This window comes from Acinetobacter sp. YH16052 (genome assembly GCF_013417155.1).
Taxonomy (GTDB): domain Bacteria; phylum Pseudomonadota; class Gammaproteobacteria; order Pseudomonadales; family Moraxellaceae; genus Acinetobacter.
In genome coordinates this window covers 64,912-78,551 of record NZ_VPEO01000014.1, presented here as the reverse complement: position 1 = coordinate 78,551, position 13,640 = coordinate 64,912, and the positions used below count along the sequence as shown (strand labels likewise).

Here is a 13,640-nt window from a genome sequence, read left to right as displayed (position 1 = left end):
CTCCATAAAATATCTTCAATATTCAGTCATTTTCAGGGTTTTCAAGCGTTTTTAAAATCTGGCAATGATCAATCGTGGTCGGGGTATTGCAACTTTCTCTAAGTATTATTAGTTGCTGTTCAAATATCTGTAATTCTTTAATTTTATTTGAAATATCCAAAAGATGCTGATCAATCAGTTGGTTGACAGCACAGCATTCCTGCTCTGGATTTTGTTCAAGTTGAATCAGGGTTTCTATCTCTTTTAATGACATGTCCAAGGCGCGACAACGCTTGATAAAAAGCAGTCTTTTTAATGCGTCTTCACCATAATAACGATACTGATTACTTGCTCGAAAATTCGGCTGAATAAAGCCTTTTTTCTCATAAAAACGTAGGGTATCAGTGCTTAGACCAGTCTTTTTGGCCATTTCTGAAATCAAATAAACTGACATATCGCCCTCATGCTTGACCTTGGAGTTAGTCCATAGTTTCTAATCAATTTATCGTATTTTATATAAAAAATCATTGGGGGAATGATATGGCCTGTAGTTGTAGCCCTGAACCGGCACCCATCAAGCCCAACAGCAAATTTAGAACAGCGCTATGGATTGCCTTGCTGGTGAACTTCACTTTATTTGTAGTGGAGCTGATCGGTGGTGCATATGCACATTCATCGGCCTTGTGGGCAGATGCGCTAGATTTCTTTGGTGATGCCGTCAATTACGGAATTTCTTTGGCTGTACTAGGTGCGAGCCTCTATTGGCGGGCAACAGTCGCTTTGGTGAAGGGGATGACCATGGCATTGTTTGGTCTGGTAGTGATTGGCAAAGTGATTTATGCCTATCTGCAAGGTATTCCACCTGAAGCACTGACAATGGGCCTGATTGGTGTGCTGGCCTTAGTAGCGAATGTATTTACAGCAGCAATTCTTTATGCTTTTCGTGAAGGTGATTCCAATATGCGGTCGGTCTGGCTCTGTAGTCGCAATGATGCAATTGGCAACTTTGCGGTCATTTTGGCAGCCGTAGGCGTATTTGGTACAGGCAGTCTTTGGCCGGATATTATTGTGGCTGTAATTATCGCTACACTCGGCATCACATCAGGTTATCAAGTGATTAAGCAGTCTCTGGAAGAAAGATCACTTAAACATAAATCCAGCTAATTTTTATATTTAAAGCTGTCCTGCAGGGCAGCTTTTTATTTATTTCCATTTTTATAATATTTGAAAAATAAAGCTTTACAAATAAACAAATTAAATTAGAATCTCTGGCGAAATTCAGAAAATATAAATAAATTTTAATAATTTAGTTTTTTGCATCGTGCGAGGGTTAATGTGAATTTAATTAAAATTTTTTCAATATTGGCAATATCGGGGCTAGCCGCTTGTAGTTCCAAAGTCGTGACTTATGATGCAACAGGAAAAATCATCGGTTCATGTATGGCGACGCGTGGCCTACTTTCGACCGCAAGTGCACATTGTAGTGGTTCAGGCGATGCCTTGGGTGTGAATTATAATACGCCAAATGCTGCTACGGGCCTGTTACCAACGCCACCAAGCCAAAATCAGATTAATTTAAAACCGTAAATAATAAAGGGGAATATCATGAAATTATCAGCACTTATTGCACTTGTAGCGACTGTTGTATTGACGGGCTGTGCATCGTCAGTAACTACATTTGACTCTCATGGCCGTATGATTGGTTCATGTAAAGCGCAAACGGGTTTCATCATTGCAGGTGGCGCAGGCTGTTCAGGTTCTGCAAACCAGGAAGGTCGCGATCGTTAATTATTTAGTGATGATTCCAATAAAAAACCGGACTTAAAAGTCCGGTTTTTTAGTTTAGCAAATCTTATTTTTCTACGAATGCACGTTCAATCACGTAGTCACCTAGAACGCCCATTTTTGGAGATTCTTTCAGACCGTGTTGATCAAGAAGCGCAGCAACGTCATCTAGGAATGCCGGGCTACCACATAACATGGCACGGTCAGTTTCCGGGTTGAAACGTGGCAGACCGATTTTTTCAAACAGTTCGCCGGTTTCAATCGCGGTGGTTACACGACCTTGGTTTGGATATTCTTCACGGGTGACGGTTGGATAATATACCAATTTTTCTTTCGCGCCGAGTTCAGAGAAGAATTCATGATTTGGCACTTCATTCAGAATCAAATCTTGATAAGCCAGTTCTGAAATGAAACGGGTACCGTGAACCACGATAATCTTTTCAAAACGCTCATAAGTTTCAGGATCGCGAATAGTCGACAGGAAGGGTGCAAGACCAGTACCAGAAGAAAGAAGATAAAGATTTTTACCTGGGTTCAAGTCATCCAGTACCAGTGTACCTGTTGGCTTTTTAGAAACCAAAATGTCATCGCCGACTTTGACTTTCTGTAAAATCGAAGTCAGTGGACCATCAGGCACTTTAATTGAGAAAAATTCTAACTCTTCTTCGTAGTTGGCGCTTGCAATTGAATATGCGCGCATTAACGGCTTGCCATTGACTTCAAGGCCGATCATTACAAACTGACCGTTTTTAAAACGCAAAGCAGTGTCACGAGTCGTTTTAAAAGAGAATAAAGTATCATTCCAGTGGTGGACGTGAGTAATCTTTTCGACGTTAAAAGCAGCCATTAAAGGTCTCAATAAATTATCAAATTAGAACAGCTTGCTATTCTAATCTAAATTCATTCTCGATAAACTGAATATATTTAATTGAGCTTATCAAAAAAAGTGATGATGACTGAACTGACGCTGCCGATTATTGGTTATATGCGTTCTCCCTATAAAGAAAAATTTGGTATTCCTCGTCAGCCGAATCTGGTTCAGGTCGAAAGCTATATTGAAATGGTCGGGCCCTATAATGACCTGCTCGCCTTTGAGGGAATTGAAGAATTCAGTCATTTGTGGCTGGTCTGGCAATTTCATGACAATAAAAACCAGCACAACAGCCAGTTTCGTCCACAAGTGCGTCCGCCGCGTTTGGGTGGTAACAAGAAAATAGGCGTGTTTGCTACGCGCAGCATGTATCGTCCATCACCGATTGGTTTATCTGTGGTCAAACTCAAAGAAGTGAGAAAAGTGGGCAAACATGTTCGAGTGTATGTGACAGGGAGTGACTTGCTCGATGGCACGCCAATTATGGATATCAAACCTTATATTCAATATTCGGATGCCATCATTGAAGCACAAAGCGGTTATGCACAGGATGAACCACCACGTAAAACCGTCATTTGGAGCGATGAAGCGGAGCAGCAAAAGCAACAATTACTAGGAAATGGAAAAATTTCTGTGCAGACGATTCAGGAACTGGAAGCTGTCTTATCTTTAGATCCAAGACCTGCATATCAGGAAGATGAAGAACGGGTATATGGGATGAAGTTTGCAAATGTTGATATCCATTTCAAAATTCATGCTCAGCAAGTGCTAACTGTTGCTATCCAGCATATTCCTTCCTAGATTATAGGTTCCACCACAAAACCCCAATCAACACCGCCATATGTAAAATCTGCACCGGTGCAAAATAAAGTACAAACTTCCAGCCACCGGTCAAAGCGGCATTGGCTGATTTGGCCAGGGCATGAGCACCCAGACCTAAAAGCAGGGCATAAATCAGACGCATATTGGAGGGATCACCTTGAACGACGACACTCGCCATCGCGGCATGAATCTCGAACAGAGAGGCGAGTAAGGTCCCGGCCAGTAAGCCGGCATCCCCGAGCCAGACCTCCAGTCCGTAAACTCCAGCCTGAATCAATGTTAATGTGACTGCAATAATCACAGCTTCTTTTAAGCTAAACATCTGGCTGTCTGATGATTCCATGCTCGGCGCAGGTTTTGCCTTGCGCAATAATAAAAATGCACAGGCTGCCAGAAGGATTACGGCAACTAAAGAGGGCAAAAGCAGGATTTTCAGCCAGTTCCATGATACCCCTCCAACCACAATCAATAGCAGTACAATGGTCGAGATACAGGACATCAGCGCGGCACCGGCATTCGATCGTGCATCCATTTCACCTTTACGGACCTGTAAACCTAACTGAGCGATGGTCGCCGTACTGGAAACAAAACCGGAAGCAATGGAGGACAGCATCAGGGCATTTTTAGTCGAAAAAAAGCGTTTCGCAATATGCGCCAGAGCTTGTACCACTAAAATTAAGGTCAGTAATTTTAAGATAATATAAGGGTTAAGCACTTCTCCCCAAAAAGGGCGATCAGGGGTCAGCGGCAAGCCAATCAAAATCAAGGCCAGTAATAATAGTCCATCCCTGAATTCGGCTTCTTTAATCCATTTTCCGGCAATATTGTGCATGGTATGTTTGGCCATCAAAATACCGGTTAAGAGCACAGAAAGACCGGCTGCCAGAGGAATATTCCATAAACACATGGCGCCAATAAAATAGGTCATCACAAATGCAAGCTCTGTGGTAATGCCCGGATCATCTGGTTGATTTTTGATAGATAAAATGACCATGCCACCCACGATCAAAGCACCTATTACAGCAATCACGATTCCAAACAGGAAACACAGTGCACCCAATAAAGCACAGATTGCAAAGGAACGTAAGCCGGCAAAACTCGGTTGCTGTTCGCGTTGCTTATGCCGTTCCCGCTCCAGACCAATCAATAGGCCGCAGCCTAATGCCGAGGTGAGTATCGTGAGCAGTTCATGAAAAGAATGCGCATGCAGGGGAACCGCAGTCAAATCCATCTGTGACCTCAGCAAGCTAAGAGTTGATTATTTAAAAATATATGCGACGAGATAGAGTTTGCATAGATCAAAAATGTTGCGGTAGTAATCAAATCCATTATTTACTTTCTTTTTGAGATTGAAATAGAAACGTACATTCAACAGGTGGGGAGCATGCGAAAAACTGCAAAAACTTGTTATAGTGGAGGCAAGTTTGGGGACTGATAATAATGAAATTTGACTTTGAAATTGATACGGCATGGTGTCTAGACCAACTCTTTAAAGACGGTAAAATCAGTGAACGCGACCGGATGCTGGTACAAACCACTCATCGGCAACGTGAACACCTAAAATGGCACCCTTTACAGTGGATTGCTAATTTTAATCTGGTCGATCAGTCCCATCCTCAAACAACACTGACTCTGAACCGTTTATGTCAGTGGCTGGCAGAAAAAACCGGATTGATGTTCTATATCATTGATCCGCTTAAAGCTGATGTACAGGCATTGACCCATGTCATGTCGCAAGAATATGCATTACGCAACCGTATTCTGGCGGTAGAAATTCAGGCAGACAAAGTTCTGATTGCTACAGATCAGCCTTATAAAACTGAATGGATGTCGAATCTCGAGCAGAATATTGTACCAAAAAAAATACAACGGGTATTACTGAATCCAGAACAATTACAACGTTATATTACTGAATACTATCAAGTCAGTCGTGCAGTTAGTGGTTCACAAAAATCGTCTGCCTATGACCGGGAAAATAAGGGCGTCGAAGCCTTGCTGCAACTGGGCGATTCCCAGAATCCGGATGCCAATGACCAGCATATTGTCAAACTGGTGGACTGGGTGCTGCAATTTGCCTTTGAACAAGGTGCCAGTGATATTCACATGGAACCACGTAAAGACACCGGCAAGATCCGTTTCCGGATTGATGGGGTGCTGCATACGATTTACAATATGCCGGCCAATACATTGACCGCCGTCATTTCCCGAATCAAGATTCTGGGCCGAATGAACGTGGCGGAAAAACGTAAGCCACAGGATGGCCGACTGAAAACCCGCACGCCCAAAGGACAGGAAACTGAACTGCGCCTGTCGACCTTACCGACAGCTTTTGGTGAAAAACTGGTAATGCGTATTTTCGATCCGGAAGTGCTGGTGAGAAGTTTTCAGCAACTCGGTTTTGAAGGTCATCTGCTGAATGACTGGAACAATCTGACCAGTCATAGTCATGGCATTATTCTGGTGACCGGTCCGACCGGTTCCGGTAAAACTACTACGCTTTATTCAACTCTGAAGCAGCTGGCGACTGAACAGGTCAACGTCTGCACGATTGAAGATCCGATCGAGATGCTGGAACCTAGCTTTAACCAGATGCAGGTCAATAATGGTATTGATCTCGGTTTTGCTGACGGCGTGCGAGCACTAATGCGTCAGGACCCGGACATTATCATGGTTGGAGAAATTCGTGATCAGGACACTGCCAATATGGCGATTCAGGCAGCATTGACCGGTCACCTGGTTCTATCGACTTTACATACCAATGATGCGCCGTCGAGTCTGACCCGTCTGCATGATCTGGGCGTACAGCCATTTTTGACAGCAGCAACCATCTTGGGTGTTCTGGCTCAACGTCTGGTTCGTAAGCTGTGTCCGCACTGCAAACAGGAAAGTTTCCTGAACGAGCAGGAGTGGCAGCATCTGGCAGCCGATTATCCTTTGCCGCGACCGGAATTTGTCTTTAAGGCGGTAGGCTGTGAAGAATGCCGGCATACCGGCTATAAAGGCCGTATCGGGATTTATGAGTTTATGCCACTGAGTCTGACCACCAAACAGTTGATTGGTGCGGATGCTAACCTGAACCAGCTGCGTCAGCAGGCGAAAAAAGAAGGCGTAGAGCCGCTCAGAATTGCCGGGGCGCGCAAGATTCTGGAAGGTGTGACCACGCTTGAAGAAGTCCTGAGAGTGGTGCCCTTAAATTAATTTTGAAAATGAAGCAATCTTAAGATTCAATTCATCTTTGGCTGTTTTAATAGCATCATCGAAACAAGGCAAGACTTTAAAGAGGTAACTGCGATGAAAATGATGATAAATACGGTTTTGGCAGCTGCATTGATGGGTTCTATCGCGACAGCTACGATAGCAAGTAGTGACACGGCTGTGAATCAGGCCGCTTTTGCTAAATCGACTACAGTCAAACAGGCACTGGCCATGAAAGATGACAGCAAAGTTCAGCTCAAAGGTTATGTCGTGAAAGCAGTCGGTGATGAAAAATACCAGTTCCGCGACAGTACAGGCACCATTACGGTTGAGATTGATGACGAACTTTGGCAAGGCAAACCGATTTCAGCCAAAACACCGGTAATCATCACAGGTGAAATCGACATTGATTATAAACCGGCAAAACGTGTTGAAATTGAGGTTGATCAGGTTCGCTTCTAATATCGCGTGATTTGCTGAATTTAATCTGAACACGGCAACAAAAAACCACATGCAAGTTACCAAAAAGCATGTGGTTTTTTTGAGTCTGGAACTTTTTCAGGGCAAGATAGAACAAGGAAGCAAACGGAGCAGAGTATGCGTATTCTTTTGGCAGAAGATGATCAGTCTCAGGCAGACAGTATCCAGACCTGGCTGGAAATGGATGGTTATGTGATTGATCGGGTAGAGCGCGGTGATCATGCGATCCTGGCGATTGAGCAACATCAATATGACTGTATTCTGCTGGACCGCGGCCTGCCGAATGCCACTGGAGACGAGATTTTGAAAAGTTTGCGCAGCCAACAGCAAGATACGCCGGTGATTTTTATTACGGCCAAAGACAGTATTGATGACCGGGTTGAAGGTCTGGATTTAGGCGCGAATGATTATCTGGTCAAACCTTTTAGTCTGGAAGAACTTTCGGCCCGAGTTCGTGCCCAACTCAGACAGAAACAGCAAACACCGAATCATATCCTGCAATGGCAGGATCTCAGTCTGGACACTCAAGCCAAGACCCTAACTAAAGAAGGTCAAGCTGTGAATCTGACTGCGAAGGAATTTCAAATTCTATACAAGCTGATGCAGCAGCCTGAACATATTGTCACCCGTGAACAACTGGAAGAATCGCTGTACGCTTGGGGTGATGAAATTGAAAGTAATGCCATTGAAGTATTTATCTATCAGCTGCGTAAAAAAATTGGCAGCCAGATGATTAAGACCATTCGTGGCTTGGGCTATCGCATGCATAAGGCTGAGGCATAAACCTATGTCAGCTGCTATTTCCTTGCAAACCAAACTGATCAAACATGCGCTGTTCAGTTCGATATTGGCTGGAATATTGGCCTGGCTGCTGTTATTGGGAATTTCCAGTTATCAGGCCAGTCAGCTGCATGATGAATTAATGGAGCAGATTTCTGAGTTGCTGCTTGGCGATGTCACCCAGACCAAAGACGCTCAGGTCGATGAACTCAGTGAACAGTTTGATATCCAGTATGCCTTGTTGCTAGATCAGCAGATACTGACTACTTCGATTGATGATGAATTAATTAATACCATTCCAAAAGCACGGAACAACGGCTTCCAGTTTGCTTATGAGAATGGTCGTTTTATCCGCATCCTGACTGCGGAAGATGACGACCTTCAGGTCAAAATCATACAACCGCTTTCAGTACGTTTCGATGAGCTCTGGCAAACCACATTGGGCTTTGCCGGGATCTTATTCATTTTATGGCTAGTGCAATGGCTGATTTTGCGTGTTGCGATCAGACGCCAGTTACGGCCATTAAACAAGATTTCCCGCGCAATCGGTTCCAAGACTGCTCAGGATCTGAGTCCTATCAAAACGCCTGATCCTGAAATCACTGAACTGCAACCGATTATTCGCCAGCTGAATGCCATGCTCGGCCGGCTAGAAAAGTCACTGGCTGCCGAACAGCGTTTTACTGCAGATGCTTCGCATGAGCTGCGTTCGCCACTGTCTGCGATTCAAATGCGGCTACAGGTTTTAAAACGCAAATATCAAGATGATGCACAGCTCCCTCAGGCATTACAGTTGATCCAGAATGATGTCAACCGCGGTACGCAGGTACTGGAAAATTTACTTTTACTGGCACGACTCGATCCGGAGCGAACAGGGCAATTAGCAACGCAAACGATTAATCTTAAGAATCTGGTTCAGGAGGCTTTGCAGGCCTTGCAGCCTTTTGCAGAAGAAAAAGACATTCATTGGAATCTAAAACTTGAGGATGCTGTGATCGAAGCGAATCCAGAACTGATTTTTAGTTGTATTCGCAATCTGGTCGACAATGCTATTCGTTATACGCCGCCGCAGGGACAGGTCGAGATCCGAACGGTTGTTGAGCAGCATCAGATACAGTTACTGATTGAAAACTCAGGAGAGGGGATTGCTAATGATGTACTGGAACGTTTAGGTGAACGTTTTTATCGGGCTTTGGGTACGCGAACTCAGGGTTCAGGTTTAGGCTTGTCCATTTGCCAGAAAATTATGGCACTGCATGCAGCTAAAATTGATTATGCGCCGTCAGATTTGGGGGGGCTTAAAGTATCATTGAGTTTTGAGCCTGATGGCAAAATCTCATGATTAGAAGATTAAAAAGCAGTATGCGCTGATTCATACTGCTGCTTCCCACGTTTGTTATTTTAGATTGTTTTAATTATTTGGTCAGAATAAGACGGTTGTTGCGGGTCAGGCGCAAGCGGTATTCTTCGCCGGCATGCATGAGCCGGATTTCACGACCCAGTGCAAACAGATTGTTGGAGTGCAGCATTGGCAAGGCATGGTGAGTATCATTGTTACGGGTGAATAGGCTAAATGGGGCGTTCATTCCGTCGACTCCGTGGTGTGTTTTGGATTGATTTAAATGATAATCATTATCGAATAGATCTGTCAACGAAATATTGAGCAATTTATAAAAAACTCTAATTTGCTTACAATCTGTAAAACTTTACCGGTTCTGTACATCATGACTAAAGCTACAATTCATGTCGCAATTGCGCTTTTATTTTATCAAAATCAGGTTCTAGTCGGCTGGCGTGAGGCCAAGCAGCATCAGGGCAATAAATATGAATTTCCAGGCGGAAAAGTTGAACAGGGCGAATTACCAGTCGAGGCATGTCGCCGCGAAGTGATTGAAGAGGTGGGCGTTGATATCGAACGCTGGCATGCTTCTGATTTTATTTCCCATGAATATGAAGATCTCATCGTCAATTTGCATATTTTCCATGCTTCAGTACAGCCTGCGCAACTGGCTGAAATCAAACAGCCTTGGCGCTGGTACAGCCGGGAAGAACTTGGACAGCTGAATTTTCCGAAAGCCAATCAGTCCATAATTCAAAAGCTGCAATGGCCGCAGCGCATCAAGATTGCTGAAGATCTGGATATCTTATCAAGTCTAGATACAGATCAAATGTTGTATTGGCGCGTGGAAGCAACGCCTGAACGGATCATGCAATTACAGCAATATCCGGTAGATCAACTCTCCAAGTTAATCATTAATCAGCAGCTTTGGTCACAACTGAATGAATTGCAGCAGCAGACGATTCGTACGATTCATCTAAAACAGATTCAATTGATGGACTTGAAACAAGGTGAATTGAAATCTGGTTATCGTTATCTGGCAGCCTGTCATGACCTGAGTGCTTTAATGCATGCAGAACAGATCGGTTGTGAAGCAGCCTTGCTGAGTCCGGTACTGGCGACCGCAACGCATCCGGACACGCCTGCGCTAGGCTGGGAGCAATTCAAGCAAATGGCAGAGCAGGTACAGATTCCGGTTTTTGCTTTGGGTGGAATGAAGGCTGATGAGCTTGAGTATGCAAAAAGCCAGCACGCTTATGGCATTGCCGGCATTCGCTATATTTAAACACTTTATTTATAAAATAAACTTTCTATTAGTAAGTCAGTTTCTATGGAAAATTATCTTAAAGCTTTTTCAGTGCCTGTTGGGCTTGCTGAATCGCTTTGGCATTTTTCCGCAACTGAGCAGATTTAAGGCGCACTTGCCAAAGCTGCTTTTTCATGGCACTAGATTGTGCATAACTCAGGCCACGTAAGGCAAAAGCATCGGCGCTTGCTGGCTGATTTTTACGGTTAGCAATCATACCCAAGTATAAATAGGTTTCCGGTGCCTGAGGGGCCAGTCGCTGTGCCTGAGTTGCAGACGCTTCAGCTTGAGCGAACTGCTGCTTGGTATAGGCCTGCTGGGTTTGCTGCATCAGACTCTTGAAAGCCGGCAGATTACGGCCATCATCAAACTTTTGGCTTTTCGGCTTCTGTTCAGGAATGACAATTTTCTGACGTTTGATGTCAGGACGGTCATAAGGCGTAATCACTACGCTGTCTGGCGTTTTTGCCTTAGGTTTTTCCGTCGCAGGCTTGACTGGGGTAACTGGCTTTTCTGGCTCAGAGATACTTTGGCAGCCCACCAGACTGAGGATGAGCAAACCAGGGAGGATTTTTCTTAACATAAACATAGACTCAATTAATGGCTATAACTTCCACTGGCGATAATACGGGTTTCGCTCTCAAGATCGCGTTCTATTTCTGTTTCACTTTCTTGTATATAGCGACTCATATCATCCTGTTCAGCATCAGATGGCTCAGGTTCTGAATCAATATCATAAGGTTCCGTCGCATAATGCGAGATGCCGCAGGCAGTTGCCTGATTTGGCAGGGCATGACGCGAAATCGGGATATACATGGCGCCTTCACAGCCTTGTGCCGATAAATGACCGGTATAACGATCCAGCCAATGCCATTCGATTTCATTCGGCTGTGGCAAATTCACCGGTTTTTGGCGTAGTTGTTTCATGACATTGGTCCACACGGGCAGGGCACCTGAAGAACCGGTCAAGCCAGTGACTTTGTTGTCATCCAGACCGAGCCAAACCACGGTCATATAATTACCTGAGTATCCGGCAAACCATGAGTCACGGCTGTCATTCGTGGTACCGGATTTGCCGGCAAGATTCAGACTACGTGGTAAGCTGTTATAGGCTGCACGACCTGTACCATTCGACATCACCTGTTGTAAGCCATAATTTAGAGCATAAGCAGAAGCCGGATCAATGGTCGGTTGCACACTCAGGCTATAACGATCCAGAGAGCGGCCGTTGGCATCCACCACAGAGCGAATCGCTTTGGTTGGGTATTTAAAGCCGCCTGTAGCAAAGTTGCCGTAAATATTCATCACTTCCATCGGGGACATATCTACCGCACCCAAGTAAATCGACGGATAAGATGGAATATCTGAAGTTACACCAAATTTTTTCAGATGATTAATAAAGGTAGACAGGCCAAATTCTTGTGCTAAACGCACAGTGGACAGGTTATAAGATTGCGATAATGCCTGCGACATTGGAATGACCCCATGTCCACGACCACTATAGTTTTTCGGTGTCCAGGTTTTGCCGTCACTCTTAATGCTGATTTCACTGTCTTCAATGGGGCTCGCCCAATGATAACGGTTCGATTCCAGTGCACTCAGGTAGATCACAGGCTTTAACAGGGATCCGACTTGACGTTTGGCATCGACTGCACGGTTAAAGCCGGTAAAATCTTGAGTAGAACCCACTGCGGCCACCAGTTCGCCATTTTCCGGATGCGATACTAATACTGCGCCCTGTAAATCTTTCAGGCGACCCGGATTGGATTTGCTTAAACGCGCCACCGTTTCTTTAAAACTGTCCTGAATTCGGGTTTGGGCTAAAGGATCTAAAGTGGTGAAAATTCGCAGACCCTGATTGGTCAGATCGGTTTCCTGATAATCTGTGCGTAATTGACGACGTACGATATCCAGAAAATCCGGGAAGCGGGCAGGGCCTAAAGTCGGTTTTGAAATGACATTTAACGGACGTGCGGTTTCTTTTTCATATTGTTCCTGAGTCAGATAGCCCATCACCAGCATATTATTCAGGACGATATCACGGCGTTTTTTCGCACTTTCAGGATTGCGCCATGGATTGTATAGACTCGGGCCTTGGACTAAACCCACCAAAAATGCTTGCTGGGAAATATTCAGTTCACGCAGTGGCAGGCCAAAATAAAACTGCGATGCCAGACCATAACCATTAATGGAGTAGTTACCATTCTGGCCCAGATTCACCTCATTCAGATAAGCTTCTAGAATTTCATTCTTGTCATAATGCAATTCAATCAGCATCGCCATAAAGGCTTCATTTACTTTACGTTTTAAGGTGCGCTCCGGGGTCAAATAGAAATTTTTAACCAATTGCTGGGTCAAGGTTGAGCCACCCTGACGTTTACCACCGGTAATATTGCTGACCACGGCACGTGCAATACCACGCGGTGAAACCCCATGATGTTCATAGAATTTACGGTCTTCGGTCGCGATCAGCGCTTCGATCAAGGGCTTAGGCACTTTATTTAGCTTGATCAGCACACGGTCTTCATTATGCTGCGGATAAATCCCGCCTATTAATAAAGGTTCTAAACGTGCAATCCCGCTTGAAGACGGTTTGGTCGCGCTGACTTCTGCAATCTGTTCACCGCTGAAACTGACTTTCAATATCTGTTCCGGTTCAACCCGGTCACCAAAATCAAAGCCGCGTGTATGCACATACAGGGTATTACCCGTGGTGACAAAGTTGCCTGATTTAGTATAACTATCCGAATTTTTATAACCGAGTAATTTTAATTCTTGTTGGAAATCCTGCAGGCTGACTGGGGCATTCACGTACACTTCCATCGGACGTGCGAAGACCTTGGCCGGAATATCCCAGCGCTGACCTTCAAACTTGTCGCGTACAATATTGTCTAATCTAATCAAATAGATACTAAATGCTACAAAGATAGAAATGACAATAATAGAAAAAATTAAGGCAAGAAACCCCATGCCACGTTCAGATTTCATAAATACTTATAAGATCCTGTGAAATTGTGCTAATCATGCGAAGCTTTTCATTATTTTGCAATATTTAATCAAGAAATGCGCTTAAAATTAAAATG

At 44.4% G+C, this 13,640-nt stretch carries 15 protein-coding genes; 9 read left to right on the top strand and 6 right to left on the bottom strand.

What is annotated here, in order from left to right:
• Positions 1 to 22: 22 nt before the first annotated feature.
• Positions 23 to 433, bottom strand: a complete 411-nt coding sequence (locus FTV42_RS10945) for a Cd(II)/Pb(II)-responsive transcriptional regulator (protein ID WP_180038758.1) — start codon at positions 431 to 433, stop codon at positions 23 to 25.
• Positions 434 to 519: 86 nt separating this feature from the next.
• Between FTV42_RS10945 and FTV42_RS10940 the strand changes: the two genes are divergently transcribed.
• The 3 genes from FTV42_RS10940 (at position 520) to FTV42_RS10930 (ending at position 1,767) form a co-directional block, all read left to right on the top strand.
• Entirely contained in the window at positions 520 to 1,143 is a 624-nt protein-coding gene (locus tag FTV42_RS10940; protein WP_071851681.1) for a cation transporter, read from the top strand.
• 171 nt (positions 1,144 to 1,314) lie between these two features.
• A complete protein-coding gene (locus FTV42_RS10935) occupies positions 1,315 to 1,566 on the top strand; it encodes a hypothetical protein (protein ID WP_071851683.1) in 252 nt (83 codons plus the stop codon).
• Between the two features lie 18 nt (positions 1,567 to 1,584).
• Positions 1,585 to 1,767, top strand: a complete 183-nt coding sequence (locus FTV42_RS10930; protein ID WP_004279008.1) for a hypothetical protein — start codon at positions 1,585 to 1,587, stop codon at positions 1,765 to 1,767.
• A gap of 64 nt (positions 1,768 to 1,831) precedes the next feature.
• On the opposite strand, the gene FTV42_RS10925 is transcribed toward FTV42_RS10930, so the two are convergent.
• Positions 1,832 to 2,611, bottom strand: a complete 780-nt coding sequence (locus FTV42_RS10925; RefSeq protein ID WP_004279005.1) for a ferredoxin--NADP reductase — start codon at positions 2,609 to 2,611, stop codon at positions 1,832 to 1,834.
• Between the two features lie 105 nt (positions 2,612 to 2,716).
• On the opposite strand from FTV42_RS10925, the gene tsaA reads away from it, so the two are divergent.
• Positions 2,717 to 3,436 (top strand): tRNA (N6-threonylcarbamoyladenosine(37)-N6)-methyltransferase TrmO, encoded by a 720-nt coding sequence (gene tsaA, locus FTV42_RS10920; protein ID WP_071851802.1) that lies wholly within the window; start codon positions 2,717 to 2,719, stop codon positions 3,434 to 3,436.
• Position 3,437: 1 nt separating this feature from the next.
• Here the strand turns inward: tsaA and FTV42_RS10915 are convergent, their stop codons facing one another.
• Positions 3,438 to 4,688, bottom strand: coding sequence for an MgtC/SapB family protein (locus FTV42_RS10915; protein WP_071851685.1), 1,251 nt, complete (start codon positions 4,686 to 4,688; stop codon positions 3,438 to 3,440).
• A gap of 209 nt (positions 4,689 to 4,897) precedes the next feature.
• Between FTV42_RS10915 and FTV42_RS10910 the strand changes: the two genes are divergently transcribed.
• From FTV42_RS10910 to FTV42_RS10895, 4 genes are all read left to right on the top strand, one after another.
• Entirely contained in the window at positions 4,898 to 6,655 is a 1,758-nt protein-coding gene (locus FTV42_RS10910) for a GspE/PulE family protein (RefSeq protein ID WP_180038757.1), read from the top strand.
• Between the two features lie 93 nt (positions 6,656 to 6,748).
• A complete protein-coding gene (locus FTV42_RS10905; RefSeq protein ID WP_004645581.1) occupies positions 6,749 to 7,114 on the top strand; it encodes a NirD/YgiW/YdeI family stress tolerance protein in 366 nt (121 codons plus the stop codon).
• Positions 7,115 to 7,249: 135 nt separating this feature from the next.
• A complete protein-coding gene (locus FTV42_RS10900) occupies positions 7,250 to 7,915 on the top strand; it encodes a response regulator transcription factor (protein ID WP_180038756.1) in 666 nt (221 codons plus the stop codon).
• Between the two features lie 4 nt (positions 7,916 to 7,919).
• Positions 7,920 to 9,254, top strand: coding sequence for a HAMP domain-containing sensor histidine kinase (locus tag FTV42_RS10895; protein WP_180038755.1), 1,335 nt, complete (start codon positions 7,920 to 7,922; stop codon positions 9,252 to 9,254).
• A 73-nt stretch (positions 9,255 to 9,327) separates the two neighbouring features.
• Here FTV42_RS10895 and hemP read toward each other — a convergent pair whose 3' ends face one another.
• Complete coding sequence (hemP, locus tag FTV42_RS10890) at positions 9,328 to 9,498, bottom strand: hemin uptake protein HemP (RefSeq protein WP_180038754.1); 171 nt, start codon at positions 9,496 to 9,498, stop codon at positions 9,328 to 9,330.
• 138 nt (positions 9,499 to 9,636) lie between these two features.
• Between hemP and FTV42_RS10885 the strand changes: the two genes are divergently transcribed.
• A complete protein-coding gene (locus FTV42_RS10885; RefSeq protein ID WP_180038753.1) occupies positions 9,637 to 10,536 on the top strand; it encodes an NUDIX domain-containing protein in 900 nt (299 codons plus the stop codon).
• Positions 10,537 to 10,594: 58 nt separating this feature from the next.
• On the opposite strand, the gene FTV42_RS10880 is transcribed toward FTV42_RS10885, so the two are convergent.
• Complete coding sequence (locus tag FTV42_RS10880) at positions 10,595 to 11,140, bottom strand: hypothetical protein (RefSeq protein ID WP_005103606.1); 546 nt, start codon at positions 11,138 to 11,140, stop codon at positions 10,595 to 10,597.
• A gap of 14 nt (positions 11,141 to 11,154) precedes the next feature.
• Positions 11,155 to 13,545, bottom strand: coding sequence for a penicillin-binding protein 1B (mrcB, locus tag FTV42_RS10875; protein ID WP_004731612.1), 2,391 nt, complete (start codon positions 13,543 to 13,545; stop codon positions 11,155 to 11,157).
• Between the last annotated feature and the right edge of the window lie 95 nt (positions 13,546 to 13,640).